General features: G+C 72.3%; 15 protein-coding genes. 12 read left to right on the forward strand and 3 right to left on the reverse strand.

Going from position 1 to position 15,045, the window contains the following annotated elements:
- Positions 1-178 precede the first annotated feature (178 nt).
- The 8 genes from metK (at position 179) to AMO33_RS02140 (ending at position 9,476) form a co-directional block, all read left to right on the forward strand.
- The gene (gene metK, locus AMO33_RS02105; RefSeq protein WP_011210146.1) at positions 179-1,393 is read left to right on the forward strand and encodes a methionine adenosyltransferase; all 1,215 of its coding nucleotides are present in this window, start codon (positions 179-181) and stop codon (positions 1,391-1,393) included.
- Positions 1,394-1,522: 129 nt separating this feature from the next.
- Positions 1,523-3,619, forward strand: a complete 2,097-nt coding sequence (locus tag AMO33_RS02110) for a primosomal protein N' (protein ID WP_076573877.1) — start codon at positions 1,523-1,525, stop codon at positions 3,617-3,619.
- 259 nt (positions 3,620-3,878) lie between these two features.
- Positions 3,879-4,517: a PadR family transcriptional regulator gene (locus AMO33_RS02115; RefSeq protein WP_011210144.1), complete on the forward strand. Its 639-nt coding sequence runs from the start codon at positions 3,879-3,881 to the stop codon at positions 4,515-4,517.
- Positions 4,518-4,585: 68 nt separating this feature from the next.
- Complete coding sequence (locus tag AMO33_RS02120) at positions 4,586-5,590, forward strand: esterase/lipase family protein (protein ID WP_060590138.1); 1,005 nt, start codon at positions 4,586-4,588, stop codon at positions 5,588-5,590.
- A gap of 103 nt (positions 5,591-5,693) precedes the next feature.
- Positions 5,694-6,251 (forward strand): peptide deformylase, encoded by a 558-nt coding sequence (gene def / locus AMO33_RS02125; protein ID WP_011210142.1) that lies wholly within the window; start codon positions 5,694-5,696, stop codon positions 6,249-6,251.
- Entirely contained in the window at positions 6,251-7,174 is a 924-nt protein-coding gene (fmt, locus tag AMO33_RS02130; RefSeq protein ID WP_060590141.1) for a methionyl-tRNA formyltransferase, read from the forward strand. Before def ends, fmt begins: the two co-directional genes overlap by 1 nt.
- A 323-nt stretch (positions 7,175-7,497) precedes the next feature.
- Positions 7,498-9,063 (forward strand): RsmB/NOP family class I SAM-dependent RNA methyltransferase, encoded by a 1,566-nt coding sequence (locus AMO33_RS02135; RefSeq protein ID WP_076573874.1) that lies wholly within the window; start codon positions 7,498-7,500, stop codon positions 9,061-9,063.
- 56 nt (positions 9,064-9,119) lie between these two features.
- Complete coding sequence (locus AMO33_RS02140; protein ID WP_060590143.1) at positions 9,120-9,476, forward strand: MmcQ/YjbR family DNA-binding protein; 357 nt, start codon at positions 9,120-9,122, stop codon at positions 9,474-9,476.
- A 22-nt stretch (positions 9,477-9,498) separates the two neighbouring features.
- Here AMO33_RS02140 and AMO33_RS02145 read toward each other — a convergent pair whose 3' ends face one another.
- Together AMO33_RS02145 and AMO33_RS02150 are read right to left on the reverse strand one after the other, a co-directional pair.
- A complete protein-coding gene (locus AMO33_RS02145; protein WP_060593247.1) occupies positions 9,499-10,287 on the reverse strand; it encodes an RNA polymerase sigma factor SigF in 789 nt (262 codons plus the stop codon).
- Between the two features lie 158 nt (positions 10,288-10,445).
- Positions 10,446-10,868, reverse strand: a complete 423-nt coding sequence (locus tag AMO33_RS02150) for an ATP-binding protein (RefSeq protein WP_011210137.1) — start codon at positions 10,866-10,868, stop codon at positions 10,446-10,448.
- Between the two features lie 97 nt (positions 10,869-10,965).
- On the opposite strand from AMO33_RS02150, the gene rpe reads away from it, so the two are divergent.
- Positions 10,966-11,619 (forward strand): ribulose-phosphate 3-epimerase, encoded by a 654-nt coding sequence (rpe, locus tag AMO33_RS02155; protein WP_041560239.1) that lies wholly within the window; start codon positions 10,966-10,968, stop codon positions 11,617-11,619.
- A gap of 12 nt (positions 11,620-11,631) precedes the next feature.
- Here rpe and AMO33_RS02160 read toward each other — a convergent pair whose 3' ends face one another.
- Positions 11,632-12,156, reverse strand: a complete 525-nt coding sequence (locus AMO33_RS02160) for a hypothetical protein (protein WP_228802879.1) — start codon at positions 12,154-12,156, stop codon at positions 11,632-11,634.
- A gap of 345 nt (positions 12,157-12,501) precedes the next feature.
- Between AMO33_RS02160 and AMO33_RS02165 the strand changes: the two genes are divergently transcribed.
- The 3 genes from AMO33_RS02165 (at position 12,502) to ribH (ending at position 15,045) form a co-directional block, all read left to right on the forward strand.
- On the forward strand, positions 12,502-13,125 hold the full coding sequence (locus AMO33_RS02165; RefSeq protein WP_060590145.1) for a riboflavin synthase: 624 nt from the start codon (positions 12,502-12,504) through the stop codon (positions 13,123-13,125).
- 167 nt (positions 13,126-13,292) lie between these two features.
- Positions 13,293-14,537, forward strand: a complete 1,245-nt coding sequence (locus AMO33_RS02170; protein WP_011210133.1) for a bifunctional 3,4-dihydroxy-2-butanone-4-phosphate synthase/GTP cyclohydrolase II — start codon at positions 13,293-13,295, stop codon at positions 14,535-14,537.
- 28 nt (positions 14,538-14,565) lie between these two features.
- Positions 14,566-15,045 carry a 6,7-dimethyl-8-ribityllumazine synthase gene (gene ribH / locus AMO33_RS02175; protein WP_011210132.1) on the forward strand — a complete coding sequence of 160 codons (480 nt, stop codon included), beginning with the start codon at positions 14,566-14,568 and terminating at the stop codon, positions 15,043-15,045.

Genomic DNA, 15,045 nt, shown 5'->3' on the forward strand with positions numbered 1-15,045 from the left:
CAGCGGGTCCGCCCGGAGGTAGTGGACACGAACGTGCGGTGAATGCCGACACCGACGGCCGCACCGCGTCCATGATTTGGAATAGTCTGCAGAGGAAGGGTTGCGCGGCGGCGACTTGGCACTACTGTCGCTGTCGCGATCCGATACGACGAACCCGTTGAGGGAGAGGGAACAACTGATGCGCACGTCTGGCAGCCGCCTATTCACCAGTGAGTCCGTGACCGAGGGTCACCCGGACAAGATCTGTGACGCGATCAGCGATTCCATCCTCGACGCGTTGCTCGCCGAGGACCCGCGCAGCCGGGTCGCGGTGGAGACCCTCGTGACCACCGGTCAGGTGCACGTCGCGGGCGAGGTCACCACCTCCGCCTACGCCGACATTCCGCGGATCGTGCGGGAGAAGGTCCTCGAGATCGGATACGACTCCTCGGCAAAGGGTTTCGACGGCAACTCCTGCGGCGTGAACATCGCCATCGGCGCGCAGTCGCCCGATATCGCGCAGGGTGTGGACACCTCGCACGAGGCCCGGGTGGGCGGCACCGACGACGAGATCGCCAAGCAGGGCGCCGGTGACCAGGGCCTGATGTTCGGCTACGCCACCACCGACACCCCCGAGCTGATGCCGCTGCCGATCGCGCTGGCGCACCGCCTCTCGCGCAAGCTCACCGAGGTCCGCAAGACCGGCGTGCTGCCCTACCTGCGCCCGGACGGCAAGACCCAGGTCACCATCGAATACGACGGCGATCGCCCGGTCCGGCTGGACACCGTGGTCATCTCCACCCAGCACGCCGCCGACATCGACTTGGACAACCTGCTCGCTCCCGACATCAGGGAGAAGGTCGTCGACGCGGTGCTCGCCGACCTGGACCTGCCCAGCCCCTTGGACACCTCCGACATCCGGCTGCTGGTCAACCCCACCGGCAAGTTCGTGCTCGGCGGCCCGATGGGCGACGCCGGCCTGACCGGCCGCAAGATCATCGTCGACACCTACGGCGGCATGGCCCGCCACGGCGGCGGCGCCTTCTCGGGCAAGGACCCGTCGAAGGTCGACCGGTCGGCCGCCTACGCCATGCGCTGGGTCGCCAAGAACGTCGTGGCCGCCGGCCTGTCCGAGCGGGTCGAGGTGCAGGTCGCCTACGCGATCGGCAAGGCCGCCCCGGTCGGTCTGTTCGTCGAGACCTTCGGCACCGAGAAGGTGGATCCGGCGCGTATCGCGGCCGCGATCACCGAGGTGTTCGACCTGCGTCCCGGCGCGATCATCCGCGACCTGGACCTGCTGCGCCCGATCTACGCGCCGACCGCGGCCTACGGGCACTTCGGCCGCACCGACATCGATCTGCCCTGGGAGCACACCGATCGCGCGGACAAGCTGCGCGCGGCCGCCGGACTCTAGGTCGACCGGGTCCGCGTGAGCCGACCCACCACGGACGGCGCATCGGCAGCCCCCGCGGACACCGCGTCCGCGGGGGCGTCGGCGTCTTCGGCGCGCCGTCGCAAGCCGCGTGCCGCCCCGGCGGCCACCCTGCCGATCGCGCGGGTGCTGCCGCTGCTCACGCCCGCCCACCTCGACCGCGACTTCGACTACCTCGTCCCCGCCGAGATGGACGAGCTCGCCCGGCCCGGCGTGCGCGTGCGGGTGCGGTTCGCGGGGCGTCTGGTCGACGGGTACCTGCTGGACCGCCTCGCGCACAGCGACCACGACGGCACCCTCATCCCGCTCGAGCGCGTGGTCTCCGGCGAGCGGGTGCTCACCCCGGAAATCCTGCGATTGGTCACCGCCGTGGCGAGCCGGTACGCGGGTACCCGCGCCGACGTGCTGCGGCTGGCGATCCCGCCGCGACATGCGCGCGCCGAGAACGGGGGAGCGAAGAAGGCTGCGGGCCAAGGCGATTCGGCCGCGGGCGGGCCGGAAGCCGCCGCTGCGGACGTGCCACCCATCGATGCCGACGGGGCGGAGGCCGAGGTCTCGGGCTCGTCCGTCGCGACATCCGTTGGCCCGGAAGCTGATTCGGCCGAACGTCCCCCGGTCGACACGGCCGGGTGGGCGCGCTACCTGCACGGCGACTCCTTCGTCGCCGCACTCGCGGCGGGTCGCGGCGTGCGGGCGGCCTGGCAGGCGCTGCCGGGGGAGGACTGGGCGCGCAGGCTGGCCGAGTTGGCGGCGGTGGTGGTGCGGTCGGGACGCGGCGTGATCCTCATGGTGCCCGACCAGCGCGACCTCGATCGGGTGCTGGCGGAATGCGTTGCGCTGGTGGGGGATACGGCGGTGGGATTGTCGGCGGGGCTCGGGCCCGCGGCCAGGTACCGGCGCTGGCTGGCGGTGCTGCGCGGTCAGGCCAGGGTGGTGGTGGGGACGCGGGCGGCGGTGTTCGCTCCGGTCGCCGACCTCGGTCTCGTCGCGATCTGGGACGACGGTGACGACACCTACGCCGAGCCGCGCGCACCCTATCCGCACGCGCGGGAGGTCTCGATGCTGCGGGCGCACGAGACCGGCGCGGCGTTCGTGGCGGCCGGATTCGCGCGCACCGCCGAGGTGCAGGCGGTGGTCGATTCGGGGTGGGCCCACGATCTGGTCGCCGAACGGCCGGTGGTCCGCACGGCGGCGCCGCGGATCAGCGCGCCGGGGGACAGCGACATCGCCCTCCAGCGCGATCCGGTGGCGCGCGCGGTGCGGATTCCGGCGGTGGCGTTCGCGGCCGCCCGGGCGGCGCTGAAGGAAGGCGCCGCGGTGCTGGTGCAGGTGCCGCGGCGCGGTTACGTGCCCGCGCTGGCCTGCTCGAAATGCCGGACCCCCGCCCGCTGCCGGCGCTGCAACGGGCCACTGGCGCTGCCCGACGCGCCCGACGGCGCGGCCCACAGTCCGGCCTGCCGCTGGTGCGGCGTCGCCGAGACCGCGTTCCGCTGCCCGGTGTGCGCCTCGCGGGCGCTGCGCGCGGTGGTCATCGGCGCCACCCGCACCGCCGAAGAACTGGGCCGGGCCTTTCCCGGCGTGCCGATCCGCGGGTCGAGCGCCGGGGCGATGCTCGACAGCGTGGAACCGGGGCCGCAGGTCGTGGTGGCGACGGTCGGCGCCGAACCGGTGGTGCGCGGCGGGTACGGCGTCGCGCTGCTGCTGGACGGGTGGGCACTGCTCGGCCGCGCCGATCTGCGGGCCGGCGAGGATGCGCTGCGCCGATGGCTGAACGCCGCCGCGCTGGTGCGCTCGCACGGCCAGGTGGTCGTGATGGCCGAGCCCGCCCTGCCGACGGTGCAGGCGCTGGTGCGCTGGGATCCGGTCGGGCATGCGCGTGCGGAGGTGGCCGAGCGGTCCGAGGTCGGTTTCCCGCCCGCCGTGCGACTCGCGGCGGTCGACGGCGCGGCCGAGGCCATCCGGGATCTGCTGGCCGCCGCCACGCTGCCCGACGGGGTGGAGGTGCTCGGCCCCGTGCCGTTGCCCGAGGGCGCCCGCAAGCCGTTCGCCGGTGATTCGCCCGCCGAGGTCGAGCGGGTGTTGCTGCGCGTCGACCGGCGAGCCGGGGCGGCGCTGGCACGCGCGCTCACCGCCGCGCAGGCGGTGCGCAGCACCCACCGGTCCGACGCGCCGCTGCGGGTGCAGATCGATCCCGTCGACATCGGCTGACCCGCGCGGCGAGCCCGGGGGTTTCGGTCCGGTCAGACGGGCAACCCGAACACTGGCCGATCGCACACCCGGTGTGCTCGGCGCGCCCAGGACGGACCGCCGTCGCGTCCGCGGTCGCCATCGAGCCCGGGGGCCTGGGCACCCTCCACACCAGAACACGAACAGAACCGAGGAATGCTGTCGGCACTCCATGCGTTAGATGCATTGACGATATATCGTCGATAACATGAAGTACACACGAGAGCCTCAGGAGGCCGACATGGAACACGAACATCACCACCGCCGTCGCGGCTTCGGCCGCGGACCGCACGGCTTCGACCCGGAACGCCACCCGCATCGCCGGGGTCCGCGACACGGTTTCGGTCCGGAATTCGGACCCGGCCACGGTTTCGGACCGGGCTTCGGTCCGCACATCGGCCGGGGTCGCGGACGCGGCGGCCGTGGCCGCCGCGGCGACGTCCGCGCGGCCGTGCTGCTGCTGCTCACCGAGCGGCCGATGCACGGCTACGAACTCATCCAGCAGATCCGCGAGCGCAGCGACGACATCTGGCGGCCGAGCCCCGGATCGATCTACCCCGCTCTGGCGCAACTGGAGGACGAGGGCCTGGTCCTCATCGACAAGGTCGCCGGCCGCAAGACCGCCAAGCTGACCGAGGCGGGCACCGCCTATGTGACCGAACACCGCGACGAACTCGGCGACCCGTGGGCCGATGTCAAGAACGACGTGGGCGCCCAGGCCATCGACCTGCGGGCGTTGGTCGGTCAGCTGATGGGTGCGGTCGCCCAGGTCGCCGCCGTCGGTACCCCCGAGCAGGCGGGCAAGGCGGCCGAGGTGCTCACCGAGGCCCGCAGGTCGCTGTATCGCATCCTCGCCGAGGACGACGCACCCGAATCGTGACCGATCGGTAGTGCTCGTTCGAGATGCGCGACGGGCGCGGCCGGGGAGATCATTGTGAGGTGCGACAAATGGTCGAGCGGCGGAGTCGGGGCGGGTCACAATGGCTGCGCCGCGCCACCGCCGGTGTCTTCGCGGTGGCGGCGATCCTCGCCGCGGCCACCGTCACGGCGGCGGACCCCGGCGGCATCGGCCCGCCCGAAGTTCCCACCCAGCCCGGCCCGCCGCAGCCGGACCACCTCGCCGCCGCGCTGTACCAGAGGCAGCACCGCGACGTCACCCCGTCGGGCACCAACGATTTCGGCTGCGTTCCGGATCCGGAGCGGCCGCGGCCGGTGATCCTCGCGCACGGCACCGACTCGAGCGCCTACTCGGACTGGTCGGCGATCGGGCCTCGGCTCGCCGCGGCCGGGTTCTGCGTCTTCGCGCTCAATTACGGTGGCGCGCCGGGCGCCCAGACGTACGGCACCGAGGACCTGCTCGCCAGCGCCGCCCAGATCGGCGTCTTCGTGGACCGGGTGCGCGCGGCCACCGGCGCCGACAAGGTCGATCTGGTGGGATTCTCCCAGGGCGCCACCGTGACTCGCTACTACGTCAACAAGCTCGGCGGCGCACCGAACGTCGGCCACTGGGTCGGCTTGGCCTCGCCGACCTACGGCGGGGTCATGTACGGGCTGGTGCCGGTGGCGCAGGCGATACCCGGCCTGCTCGACGCCGTCGCCCGGGTCACCTCCCTCGCCGCGGTGCAGCAGGCGCAGGGCTCGGAGGTGATGCTCGCGGTCAACGCGGGCGGCGACACCGTCCCCGGCGTCGAGTACACCACCGTGGGCAGCCGGGTGGACGAGATGATCCAGCCCTTCGAGAACATCGCCTTGCGCGGGCCGGGCGCCCGCAATCTGGCGTTGCAGGATCTGTGCCCGCAGAACCTCACCGGCCACTTCCACATGGTGTACGACCCGTTCGTCGCCGATCTGCTGCTGACCGTGCTCGACCCCGGCCACGCACCCGAGCCGGTCTGCGAGCCGGTTCCGCTGGGTACGGGGATACCGCAGGTGATCATCGCGGGCAATTCCTGAGCGGAACCGGCTCGGACGGGGCGGGCCCCATCCGGAGCGCCGGAGGGGCGTGCCGGCTCACTAGAATGAACGGACCGTATTCGTCGTTCTGCCGGGAGCCACCGTGACCATCCAGCCCGTTCGCCTGTTCGGCGATCCCATCCTGCGCGCGCGTGCGTCGGAGGTCACCGAGTTCGATCGGGAATTGCGCCAGCTCGTCACCGACCTCACCGACACCATGCACGACGACGGCGGCGTCGGTATGGCCGCGCCGCAGATCGGTGTCGGGCTGCGGGTCTTCGTCTACGACACCGGCGACGCCGCCGGGCACCTGGTGAATCCCACCTACACCGTCGTCGGCGACGAGGAACAGGTCGGTCCCGAGGGCTGCCTGTCCATCCCCGGCCTGCGCTACGACACCCGGCGCGCGCTACGGGTGCACGTACGCGGTGTCGACATGCACGGGGCCCCCGTCGAATTCGACGCCGACGAGCTGCTGGCCCGCTGCGTGCAGCACGAGACCGACCACCTCGACGGTGTGCTGTTCATCGACCGGCTCGACCCGGCCGCCCGCAAGGAGGCGATGCGCGCCATCCGCGAGTCCGATTGGTTCGAGGCGGGCATCACCGTGCGCGAGAGTCAGGGCGTCGGCCAGTCCGGTCCGTTCGGACGGACCCGCTGATGCGCCTGGTCTTCGCGGGCACGCCCGAACCCGCCGTCCCGTCGCTGCGCCGCCTCATCGCCTCGCCGCGGCACGAGGTGGTCGCCGTGGTCACCCGGCCCGACGCGGTCGCCGGTCGCGGCCGCAAGATCACCCGATCGCCGATCGCGGCACTGGCCGACGAGCACGGCATTCCGGTGCTCTCGCCGCGCACACCCGCCGAACCCGAATTCCTGGACCGGTTGACCGAGCTGGCGCCGGACTGCTGCCCGGTCGTCGCCTACGGTGCCTTGCTGCCCCAGGCCGCCCTGGACATTCCGCGGCACGGCTGGATCAACCTACACTTCTCCCTGCTGCCCGCCTGGCGCGGCGCGGCACCCGTGCAGGCCGCCATCAACGCCGGTGAGGAGATCACCGGCGCCACCACCTTCCAGATCGAGGCCGGCCTCGACAGCGGCCCGGTCTACGGCGTCGTCACCGAGAAGATCGATGTCACCGACACCGCGGGGACGTTGCTCGAACGACTGGCCGAAACCGGCGCCCGGCTGTTGGAGGCCACGCTCGACGGCGTCGCGGACGGCACGCTGCAGGCGGTGCCGCAGCCGACCGAAGGCGTGTCCTACGCGCCGAAGGTCACCCCCGAGGACGGACGGATCCGCTGGGATCAGCCCGCGCTCGCGGTGAACCGGCGCATCCGCGCCGTCACTCCCGCGCCCGGAGCCTGGACGCTCGTCGGCGGTAACCGGCTCAAGCTCGGCCCGGTGGAGCTGGTCGAGGAGCAGCTGCCCGAGCGGGTGATCGAGGTGCGCAAGTCCGGCGTGTTCGTCGGTACCGCCACCACCGCCGTCCGCCTGGACAAGGTGCAGCCCCAGGGCAAGAAGATGATGCCCGCCCTCGACTGGGCCCGCGGCGCCCGCCTACAGCCCGGCGCGGTGGTCGAGTGAGCGCCGCCGAGCGTCCGAGAAAGGTCGACGACCGCGACATCGACGGCGGGTGGGCCCGTCGCGCCGCCCGCGAGCAGGAAGCCCGCCGGTCCGGGCGCAAGCCCGGTGACGGGGAGCCGCCGGAGTCCGGGCACCGAGCCGGTGGGGACCGTGGACGCGGTGCACCCGGCCGGTCGGAGGGACGCGGCGGGCGTGCGGGCGAGCCACGGGCGCCGCGCGCTGCCCGCGCGGACCGCGCCGGTGGTCGCGGCGCCGAGCGTGGTCGTACCGGCGGGGCGGGCGGCTCGCGGGACGAGCGGTCGCCGCGCGGAGAACGGGGCGGAATCCCGCGCCGGGAGCGGGAGTCACGCGGTGACGCGAGGCCGGACGCCGCGCGGGGGTCGTCGACCGCGAGATCCGGGCGCGCGACGCCGGGCCCGGGCTCCGGCACCCAGCACGGTGGGCGCCGTGGCCCGGACGGCGGCTCCGGAGCGGGCGGTCGCTCCCGCGCGGCCGACGCCGATCGGCGCAGCGCCGGACGACCGGGGCGCACCGGACCGAAGAACGCCGCGGGCCGGAGCATCGATCCACCGCGCGAGGTGGCGCTCGAGGTGTTGCGGGCGGTGCGCGAACGTGACGCCTACGCCAACCTCGTCCTCCCGAAGCTGTTGCGCGACAGGCGCATCGACGGGCGGGACGCCGCGCTGGCGACCGAGCTCGCCTACGGTGCCTGCCGCGCGCAGGGGCTGCTCGACGCCGTCATCGCGGCGTGCGCGGGACGGCCGGTCACGCAGATCGACGGGCCGCTGCTCGATGTGCTGCGGTTGGGGGTCTACCAGCTGCTGCGCACCCGGATCGGCGCGCACGCGGCGGTCGACACCTCGGTGGGCTTGGCGCGCGCCGAATTCGGCACGGGCAAGTCCGGATTCGTGAACGCGGTCCTGCGGCAGGCGGCGCGGCGCACGGCGCAGGAATGGGTCGAGGAACTCGCCCCGGCCGACCCGATCGGCAAGCTGGCCTTCGAGTACGCGCATCCGGTGTGGATCGCGCAAGCGTTCGCCGATGCGCTGGGCGCGCGCGCCACCGAACTGCCGGAGCTGCTCGCCGCCGACGACGCACGGCCCACCGTGCATCTGGTGGCCCGCCCCGGCGAGATCACCGCCGAGGAACTGGCGTTGGTGACCGGCGGGGAGGAAGGCCGCTGGTCCCCGTACGCGGTGTACCTGGAAGGCGGCGACCCGGGCGGGCTGGAGCCGGTGCGCGAGGGAATGGCGGCGGTACAGGACGAAGGCAGCCAGCTGGTCGCGCTCAGCCTCACCCGCGCGCCGCTGGACGGTCCCGACACCGGCCGGTGGCTCGACCTCTGCGCCGGGCCCGGCGGCAAGGCCGCGCTGCTGGGTGCGCTGGCCGCGATCGACGGCTTCGAGGTCGACGCCGTCGAACCCGCCGAACACCGCGCCGAGCTGGTGCGCACGGCGACCAGGGAGCTGCCGGTGCGGGTCCACGTGGCCGACGGCAGGGACAGCGGGCTGTCCCCCGGCTACGACCGGATTCTCGTCGACGCGCCCTGCACCGGTCTCGGCGCGTTGCGGCGCAGGCCGGAAGCCCGCTGGCGGCGCGGGCCGGAGGATCTGCGCGCCCTGGTCCGCCTGCAACGCGAATTGCTCACCGCCGCATGGGATCTGCTGCGGCCCGGCGGGGTCGTGGTGTACTCGACCTGTTCACCGCACCTGGCGGAGACGGTATCGGTGGTGGCCGATCTGGTCCGCCGGACCGACGCCGAGCAACTCGACACCAGGGACCTGCTGCCCGGCGTGTCCGACGTCGGTGACGGGCCCGCGGCGCAGCTGTGGCCGCACCGGCACGGCACCGACGCCATGTTCATGGCGGCCCTGCGCAAGCCGCGCTAGACCGGCCGTTCCATTCGTCCAAGCCGGTCCTCGCGCGGGCCGGGCACACTGGCAGCATGACGCTGACCTGGCAGGACGTGGTGACGATGGCGACCGAGCTGCCCGAGGTCGCCGAGTCGACGTGGTGGCGCTCGCCCGGGTTGAAGGTGGCGGGCAAGGGCTTCGCGCGGCTGCGGGTGGAGGCCGAGGGCGGGCTGGCGCTGCGCTGCGACCTGGCGGAAAAGCACGCGCTACTCGCCTCCGGCGACCCGGCGTTCTACGCCACCCCGCACTACGACGGCAGCCCCTATATCCTCGTCGACCTGGACCGGGTCGACGAGGGCCGGCTGCGCGAGCTGCTCGACGCCGCCTGGTGGCTCGCCGCTCCCGCCGCCGCCCGCCGCAGGCGCGAACGCGCGGCCGACACCGCCTAGCCGGGCTCGTCGGTCGGCGGCCTCACTCGCGGGCGGAGAGTTCGCGCAGCCGGGCGAGGGTCTTGGCCAGGATGCGGGAGACGTGCATCTGCGAGATGCCCATCTGCTTGGCGATCTGGGTCTGGGTCATGGATTCGAAGAAGCGCATGGTGAGGATGCGCCGTTCGCGTTCGGGCAGCCCGGCCAGCAGCGGGCGGATGGCCACGTACTCCTCGACGCGCTCGAACTGCGCCTCCTCCTCGCCGAGGGTGTCGAGCAGGGAGGCGTCGGACTCGCGGCCCAGCGCGGCGGCGTCGATGGAGCTGGGCTGGTAGGCGTTGCCGGCGATGACCGCCTGGGTCACTTCGTCGGGGTCGACACCCAGCTCGGCCGCGATCTCCTTGGCGGTGGGGGAGCGGCCCAGCGACTGGGAGAGGGTGTCGATGGCCGCGCCGATGCGCAGGTGGGTCTCCTTCACCCGTCGCGGCACCCGCATCGCCCAGGTGTGATCGCGGAAGTACCGGCGCACCTCGCCCATGATCGTGGGCACCGCGAAGGACAGGAAGTTGGAGCCGCGAGCCGGGTCGAACCGGTCCACGGCGTGCACGAGTCCCACCCGGGCCACCTGGGTGAGGTCGTCGAACGGCTCGCCGCGTCCGCTGAACTTGCGGGCGATGTGGTCGGCCAGCGGCACGCAGCGGCTGATGAGCTCGTCGCGCAGGGCGGCGTGCTCGGCGGTGCCCGGTTCGACCGCCGCCAGCCGATCGAACAGGTCGGGCAGATCGTCGTAGCCGGTCACCGACCCGGCTTCGGCGACCGCCTCGGCCGCCACCTCCGCGTCCTGCTCGGCCTCGACGTCCTCGTCGCGCTCGACGTCGACCTCGGCGGGAGTCTGCCCCGGCTCGCTCGCCCCCGACGCGGTTCCGGTGGGCGGCGTGGTCTCGATCGTCTCGTCCCGGTCCGATCCGGACCTCTTCTGCGCGCCCGTCACTACGCTTTCCCCCGGACCCGACGGAACTCCACCGTCGTCGGATATCCGGAGAGTGCCGAGTCGTAGGAATCCTGGGTGGCCTTCACCGAGTCGGTGAGGGTCCGCAGCACATGCCAGCCGAAGCTGTGCTGGTCGGGAAGGCCTTCGGTGCCGGCGAGACCGGTGACGCGCACCAGCAGCTCCCGCTCGCCGATGCTGAACCAGCAGTCGAGGCTACTGCCCGGCGCGGCGACCGCGATCAGGGTCGAGCACACCTCGTCGACGGCGAGGCGGATGTCGGCCACCTCGTCCAGGGTGAAATCGCTGAGTAGGACGAGAGTTTCGGCGAGCCCGCGCACGATGGGCAGTTGTGTGACCGATGCGGCCACCCGAATCTCCACCGGGGTGCTGTAGAGCCCCTGTTCCGCCGAAATGTTGATCACTCTGCACAGGCTACCCATTCCCGCCCCCTGACAATCGCGAAAGGGCGCTGGCCTACACTCGCGCCCTGTGTCCACGTTTTCCCGGCCCGCCGAGCCGATGATCGCCCCGTCCATCCTGTCCGCCGATTTCGCGCACCTCGCGGACGAGGCGCGCCGGGTGGAGGGGTCGGACTGGCTGCACGTCGACGTGATGGACGCGCACTTCGTGCCGAACCTGACTCTGGGGCTGCCGGTGGTGCAGAGCCTGCTGAAGGCCACCGACATCCCGCTGGACTGCCACCTGATGATCGAGGATCCGGGCCGCTGGGCGCCGCCGTACGCGGAGGCGGGTGCGCACAATGTCACCTTCCACGCCGAGGCGACCGACGATCCGGTGGCCGTCGCGCGCGACATCCGCGCCGCGGGCGCGAAGGCCGGTCTCTCGGTGAAGCCGAACACCCCGATCGAGCCCTACCTCGAGATCCTGAAGCACTTCGACACCCTGCTCGTGATGAGCGTGGAGCCGGGCTTCGGCGGTCAGTCGTTCATTCCGCACGTGCTCGACAAGGCGCGCACCGTGCGCCGGCTGGTCGACTCGGGCGAACTGCGCCTGCTGGTGGAGATCGACGGCGGCATCAACGCCGACACCATCGAACAGGCCGCCGAGGCGGGCATCGACTGCTTCGTCGCCGGGTCGGCGGTCTACAACACCGACGACCCCGGCGCGACGGTGGCGAAGCTGCGCAGGCAGGCCGCCGCGGCGCGCGGCTGATCCCGGAATCGTTTACCGGGCGGGTCTTTTCGGCGCCGTCGCCAAGGTCGCGGCCACCACGTCGTGCAGCCGGGGCAGGGCTGCGCCCGGCCGCTGGACCCAGGTGCGGTAGCCGGTGCGTTCGTCGTCGGGGGAGGGCAGCACGATCTCGCTGCCGACCGGCGCCACCGTCGCGAACAGCCGGAACAACTGCGCGGCGGCCGCGGTGTCGAGCGCCGCGGCCGGACCGGTGAGAAAGGTCCAGCGGCGCGCCCGCCGGTGCTCGACCACCGGAGCGCTGATCCCGGACTTCGACAACTGCGCGCGCACGTGCTCGCCGAGGTCGGCGGGCATGGTCACCGCGCGGTACTCGGAGCCCGCTCGCACCGTGATGTGCCGCGCGCGCTCGTCGAGCCGCGCCCGCAGGTGCTCCTCGCGGCGGTAGCGGCCGCAGCGTTCGGCCAGCGCCGCGCGACGAGGGTCCACGGCCTCGGCGGGATCGGGCCGAGCGGAATCCGTCGCGGTGCCTGGTGCGTGCTCGGACAGCAGAGCGGTCATGTCGTTCCCCCCGTGGTGTGGAGCGTGTGAGTGCTCACCGTGTCATCGACTTCCTCGGCGCGCGGCCGGTTCGTGTCTCGATGGGAATGGTGTTTCGATGGGCATGCTGGCGAAAAGAAATCGACTGCGTAACGATTCTGCATCTACTCTGGACCGGGCGCAAGGGTTGCGGTAATGAGACCCGCCGCCCCGTTTTCGGCGGTCCGGAGTCCGGGAGTCCGCGCAGCGGAAGCGCCGTGCCGCTCCGGCCGCACCCGTCGTTAGGCTGACGAGCGAACCGATACGGGGAATAGCGGCCACGGCGGCGCTGTTCCGCCAGGTAATCAGACGCGACAGGAGTCAGGGATGTTCACAGGCATCGTCGAGGAACTGGGCGAGATCGTCGCCGTGGAACGGCTGGCGGACGCCGCCCGGCTGACGATCCGGGGCAAGCTCGTGACTTCCGATGCCGGGCACGGCGATTCGATCGCGGTCAACGGCGTGTGCCTGACCGTCGTGGACGTGCTCGACGGCGACTCCTTCACCGTCGACGTGATGCAGGAGACCCTCGACCGCTCCAGCATCGGCGGCCTCGAAGCAGGCGCCCGGGTGAACCTGGAGCGGGCCGCCGCGCTGAACAGCCGCCTCGGCGGCCACCTGGTGCAGGGGCACGTCGACGGCACCGGCACGGTGCTGGCGCGCACCCCCTCGGAGAACTGGGAGGTCGTGCGGATCTCGCTGCCCGACGCGATCGCCCGCTACGTGGTGGAGAAGGGTTCGATCACCGTCGACGGCATCTCCCTCACCGTCTCCGGGCTCGGCCGCAGTGAGCAGCCCGCCAGCGACGGTAACCGTGACTGGTTCGAGGTCTCGCTGATCCCCACCACCCTCTCGCTGACCAACCTCGGCAGCGCGGCCGTCGGCACCCGGGTGAACCTGGAGGTCGACGTGATCGCCAAGTACGTCGAGCGCCTGCAACAGCGAGGCTGACCGGCGGCACCCACCGCTGGGACGGCCCGGCCGTCCCAGACCTTCCGAACGGTAGGAAGCCGGAAGCCCGTGCGTCCACCGGGCGACTCGCAGGGGGCGCGAGCCGTGCCGGCCGGGCCAACGGCAATACTGTTCAAGCACCTATTCCTAGAGGGAGCGCAGCAGACGTGACCAGGTTCGACACCATCGAGCGCGCAGTCGCCGACATCGCCGCCGGTAAGGCGGTCGTCGTCGTCGACGACGAGGACCGCGAGAACGAGGGCGACCTCATCTTCGCGGCGGAGAAGGCCACCCCCGAACTGGTCGCCTTCATGATCCGCTACACCTCCGGCTACATCTGTGTGCCGCTCACCGGTGAGGACTGCGATCGGCTCGGCCTGCCGCCGATGTATGCGACCAACCAGGACAAGCACGGCACCGCCTACACGGTCTCGGTCGACGCGCGCGAGGGCATCACCACCGGCATCTCGGCGGCCGACCGGGCCACCACCATGCGGCTGCTCGCCGACGCCGACGCGAAGGCCGACGACCTGACCCGCCCCGGCCACGTCGTGCCGTTGCGCGCCAAGGACGGCGGCGTGCTGCGCCGCCCCGGCCACACCGAGGCGGCCGTCGACCTGGCGCGGATGGCCGGGTTGCGACCGGCCGGCGTGATCTGCGAGATCGTCAGCCAGAAGGACGAGGGCCACATGGCCCGCACCGAGGAACTGCGCGTGTTCGCCGACGACCACGATCTGGCGCTGATCTCGATCGCGGACATGATCGCCTGGCGGCGCAAGCACGAGAAGCAGGTGGTGCGGGTCGCCGAGGCGCGCATCCCCACCGCGCACGGCGCGTTCACCGCGGTCGGCTACCAGAGCATCTACGACGATGTCGAACACGTCGCCCTGGTGCGCGGCGACATCGGCGACGGCGAGGACGTGCTGGTGCGCGTGCACTCCGAATGCCTCACCGGTGACGTGTTCGGTTCGCTGCGCTGCGACTGCGGGCCGCAACTGGACGCGGCCCTGGAGATGGTGGACCAGGAAGGCCGGGGCGTCGTGCTGTACATGCGCGGGCACGAGGGCCGCGGCATCGGCCTGATGCACAAGCTGCAGGCCTACCAGTTGCAGGACTCCGGCCGCGACACCGTCGACGCCAACCTGGATCTCGGTCTGCCCGCCGATGCCCGCGACTACGGCACCGGCGCCCAGATCCTGGTGGACCTGGGCATCCGGTCGATGCGCCTGCTGACCAACAACCCCGCCAAGCGGGTCGGCCTGGACGGCTACGGCCTCACCATCACCGAACGGGTGCCGATGCCCCTGCGCGCCAACGCCGAGAATCTGCGCTACCTGCGCACCAAGCGCGACCGCATGGGCCATGACCTGGTCGGGCTCGACGATCTGGATCTGGGAGAGACCGCACAGTGAGCGGCATTCGCGGGAAAGGCATTTCGGAATGAGCGGCACCGGTGTTCCCACCTTCGAGCTGGCCGACGCCAAGGACCTGCGCCTGGGCATCGTCGCGTCGCGCTGGCACACCACCATCTGCGACACCCTGGTCGCCAACGCCGAGCGCGTGGCGAAGCAGGCCGGCGTCGAGCACGTGACGGTGGTGCGCTGCGCGGGCGCGATGGAACTGCCGGTGGTGGCCCAGGAACTGGCCCGCACGCACGACGCGGTGGTCGCGCTCGGCGTGGTGATCCGCGGCGGCACCCCGCACTTCGAGTACGTGTGCGACGCGGTGACCGCCGGCCTGACCCGGGTGTCGCTGGACGCGGCCACCCCGGTCGCCAACGGTGTGCTCACCACCAACACCGAGGAGCAGGCGCTGGACCGGGCGGGGCTGCCCGGTTCGGCCGAGGACAAGGGTGAGCAGGCGTGCGCGGCGGCGCTGGACGCCGCGCTGACCCTGCGGGCGCTGCGCGGCCAGGGCTGA

This window comes from Nocardia farcinica, assembly GCF_001182745.1.
Taxonomy (GTDB): domain Bacteria; phylum Actinomycetota; class Actinomycetes; order Mycobacteriales; family Mycobacteriaceae; genus Nocardia; species Nocardia farcinica.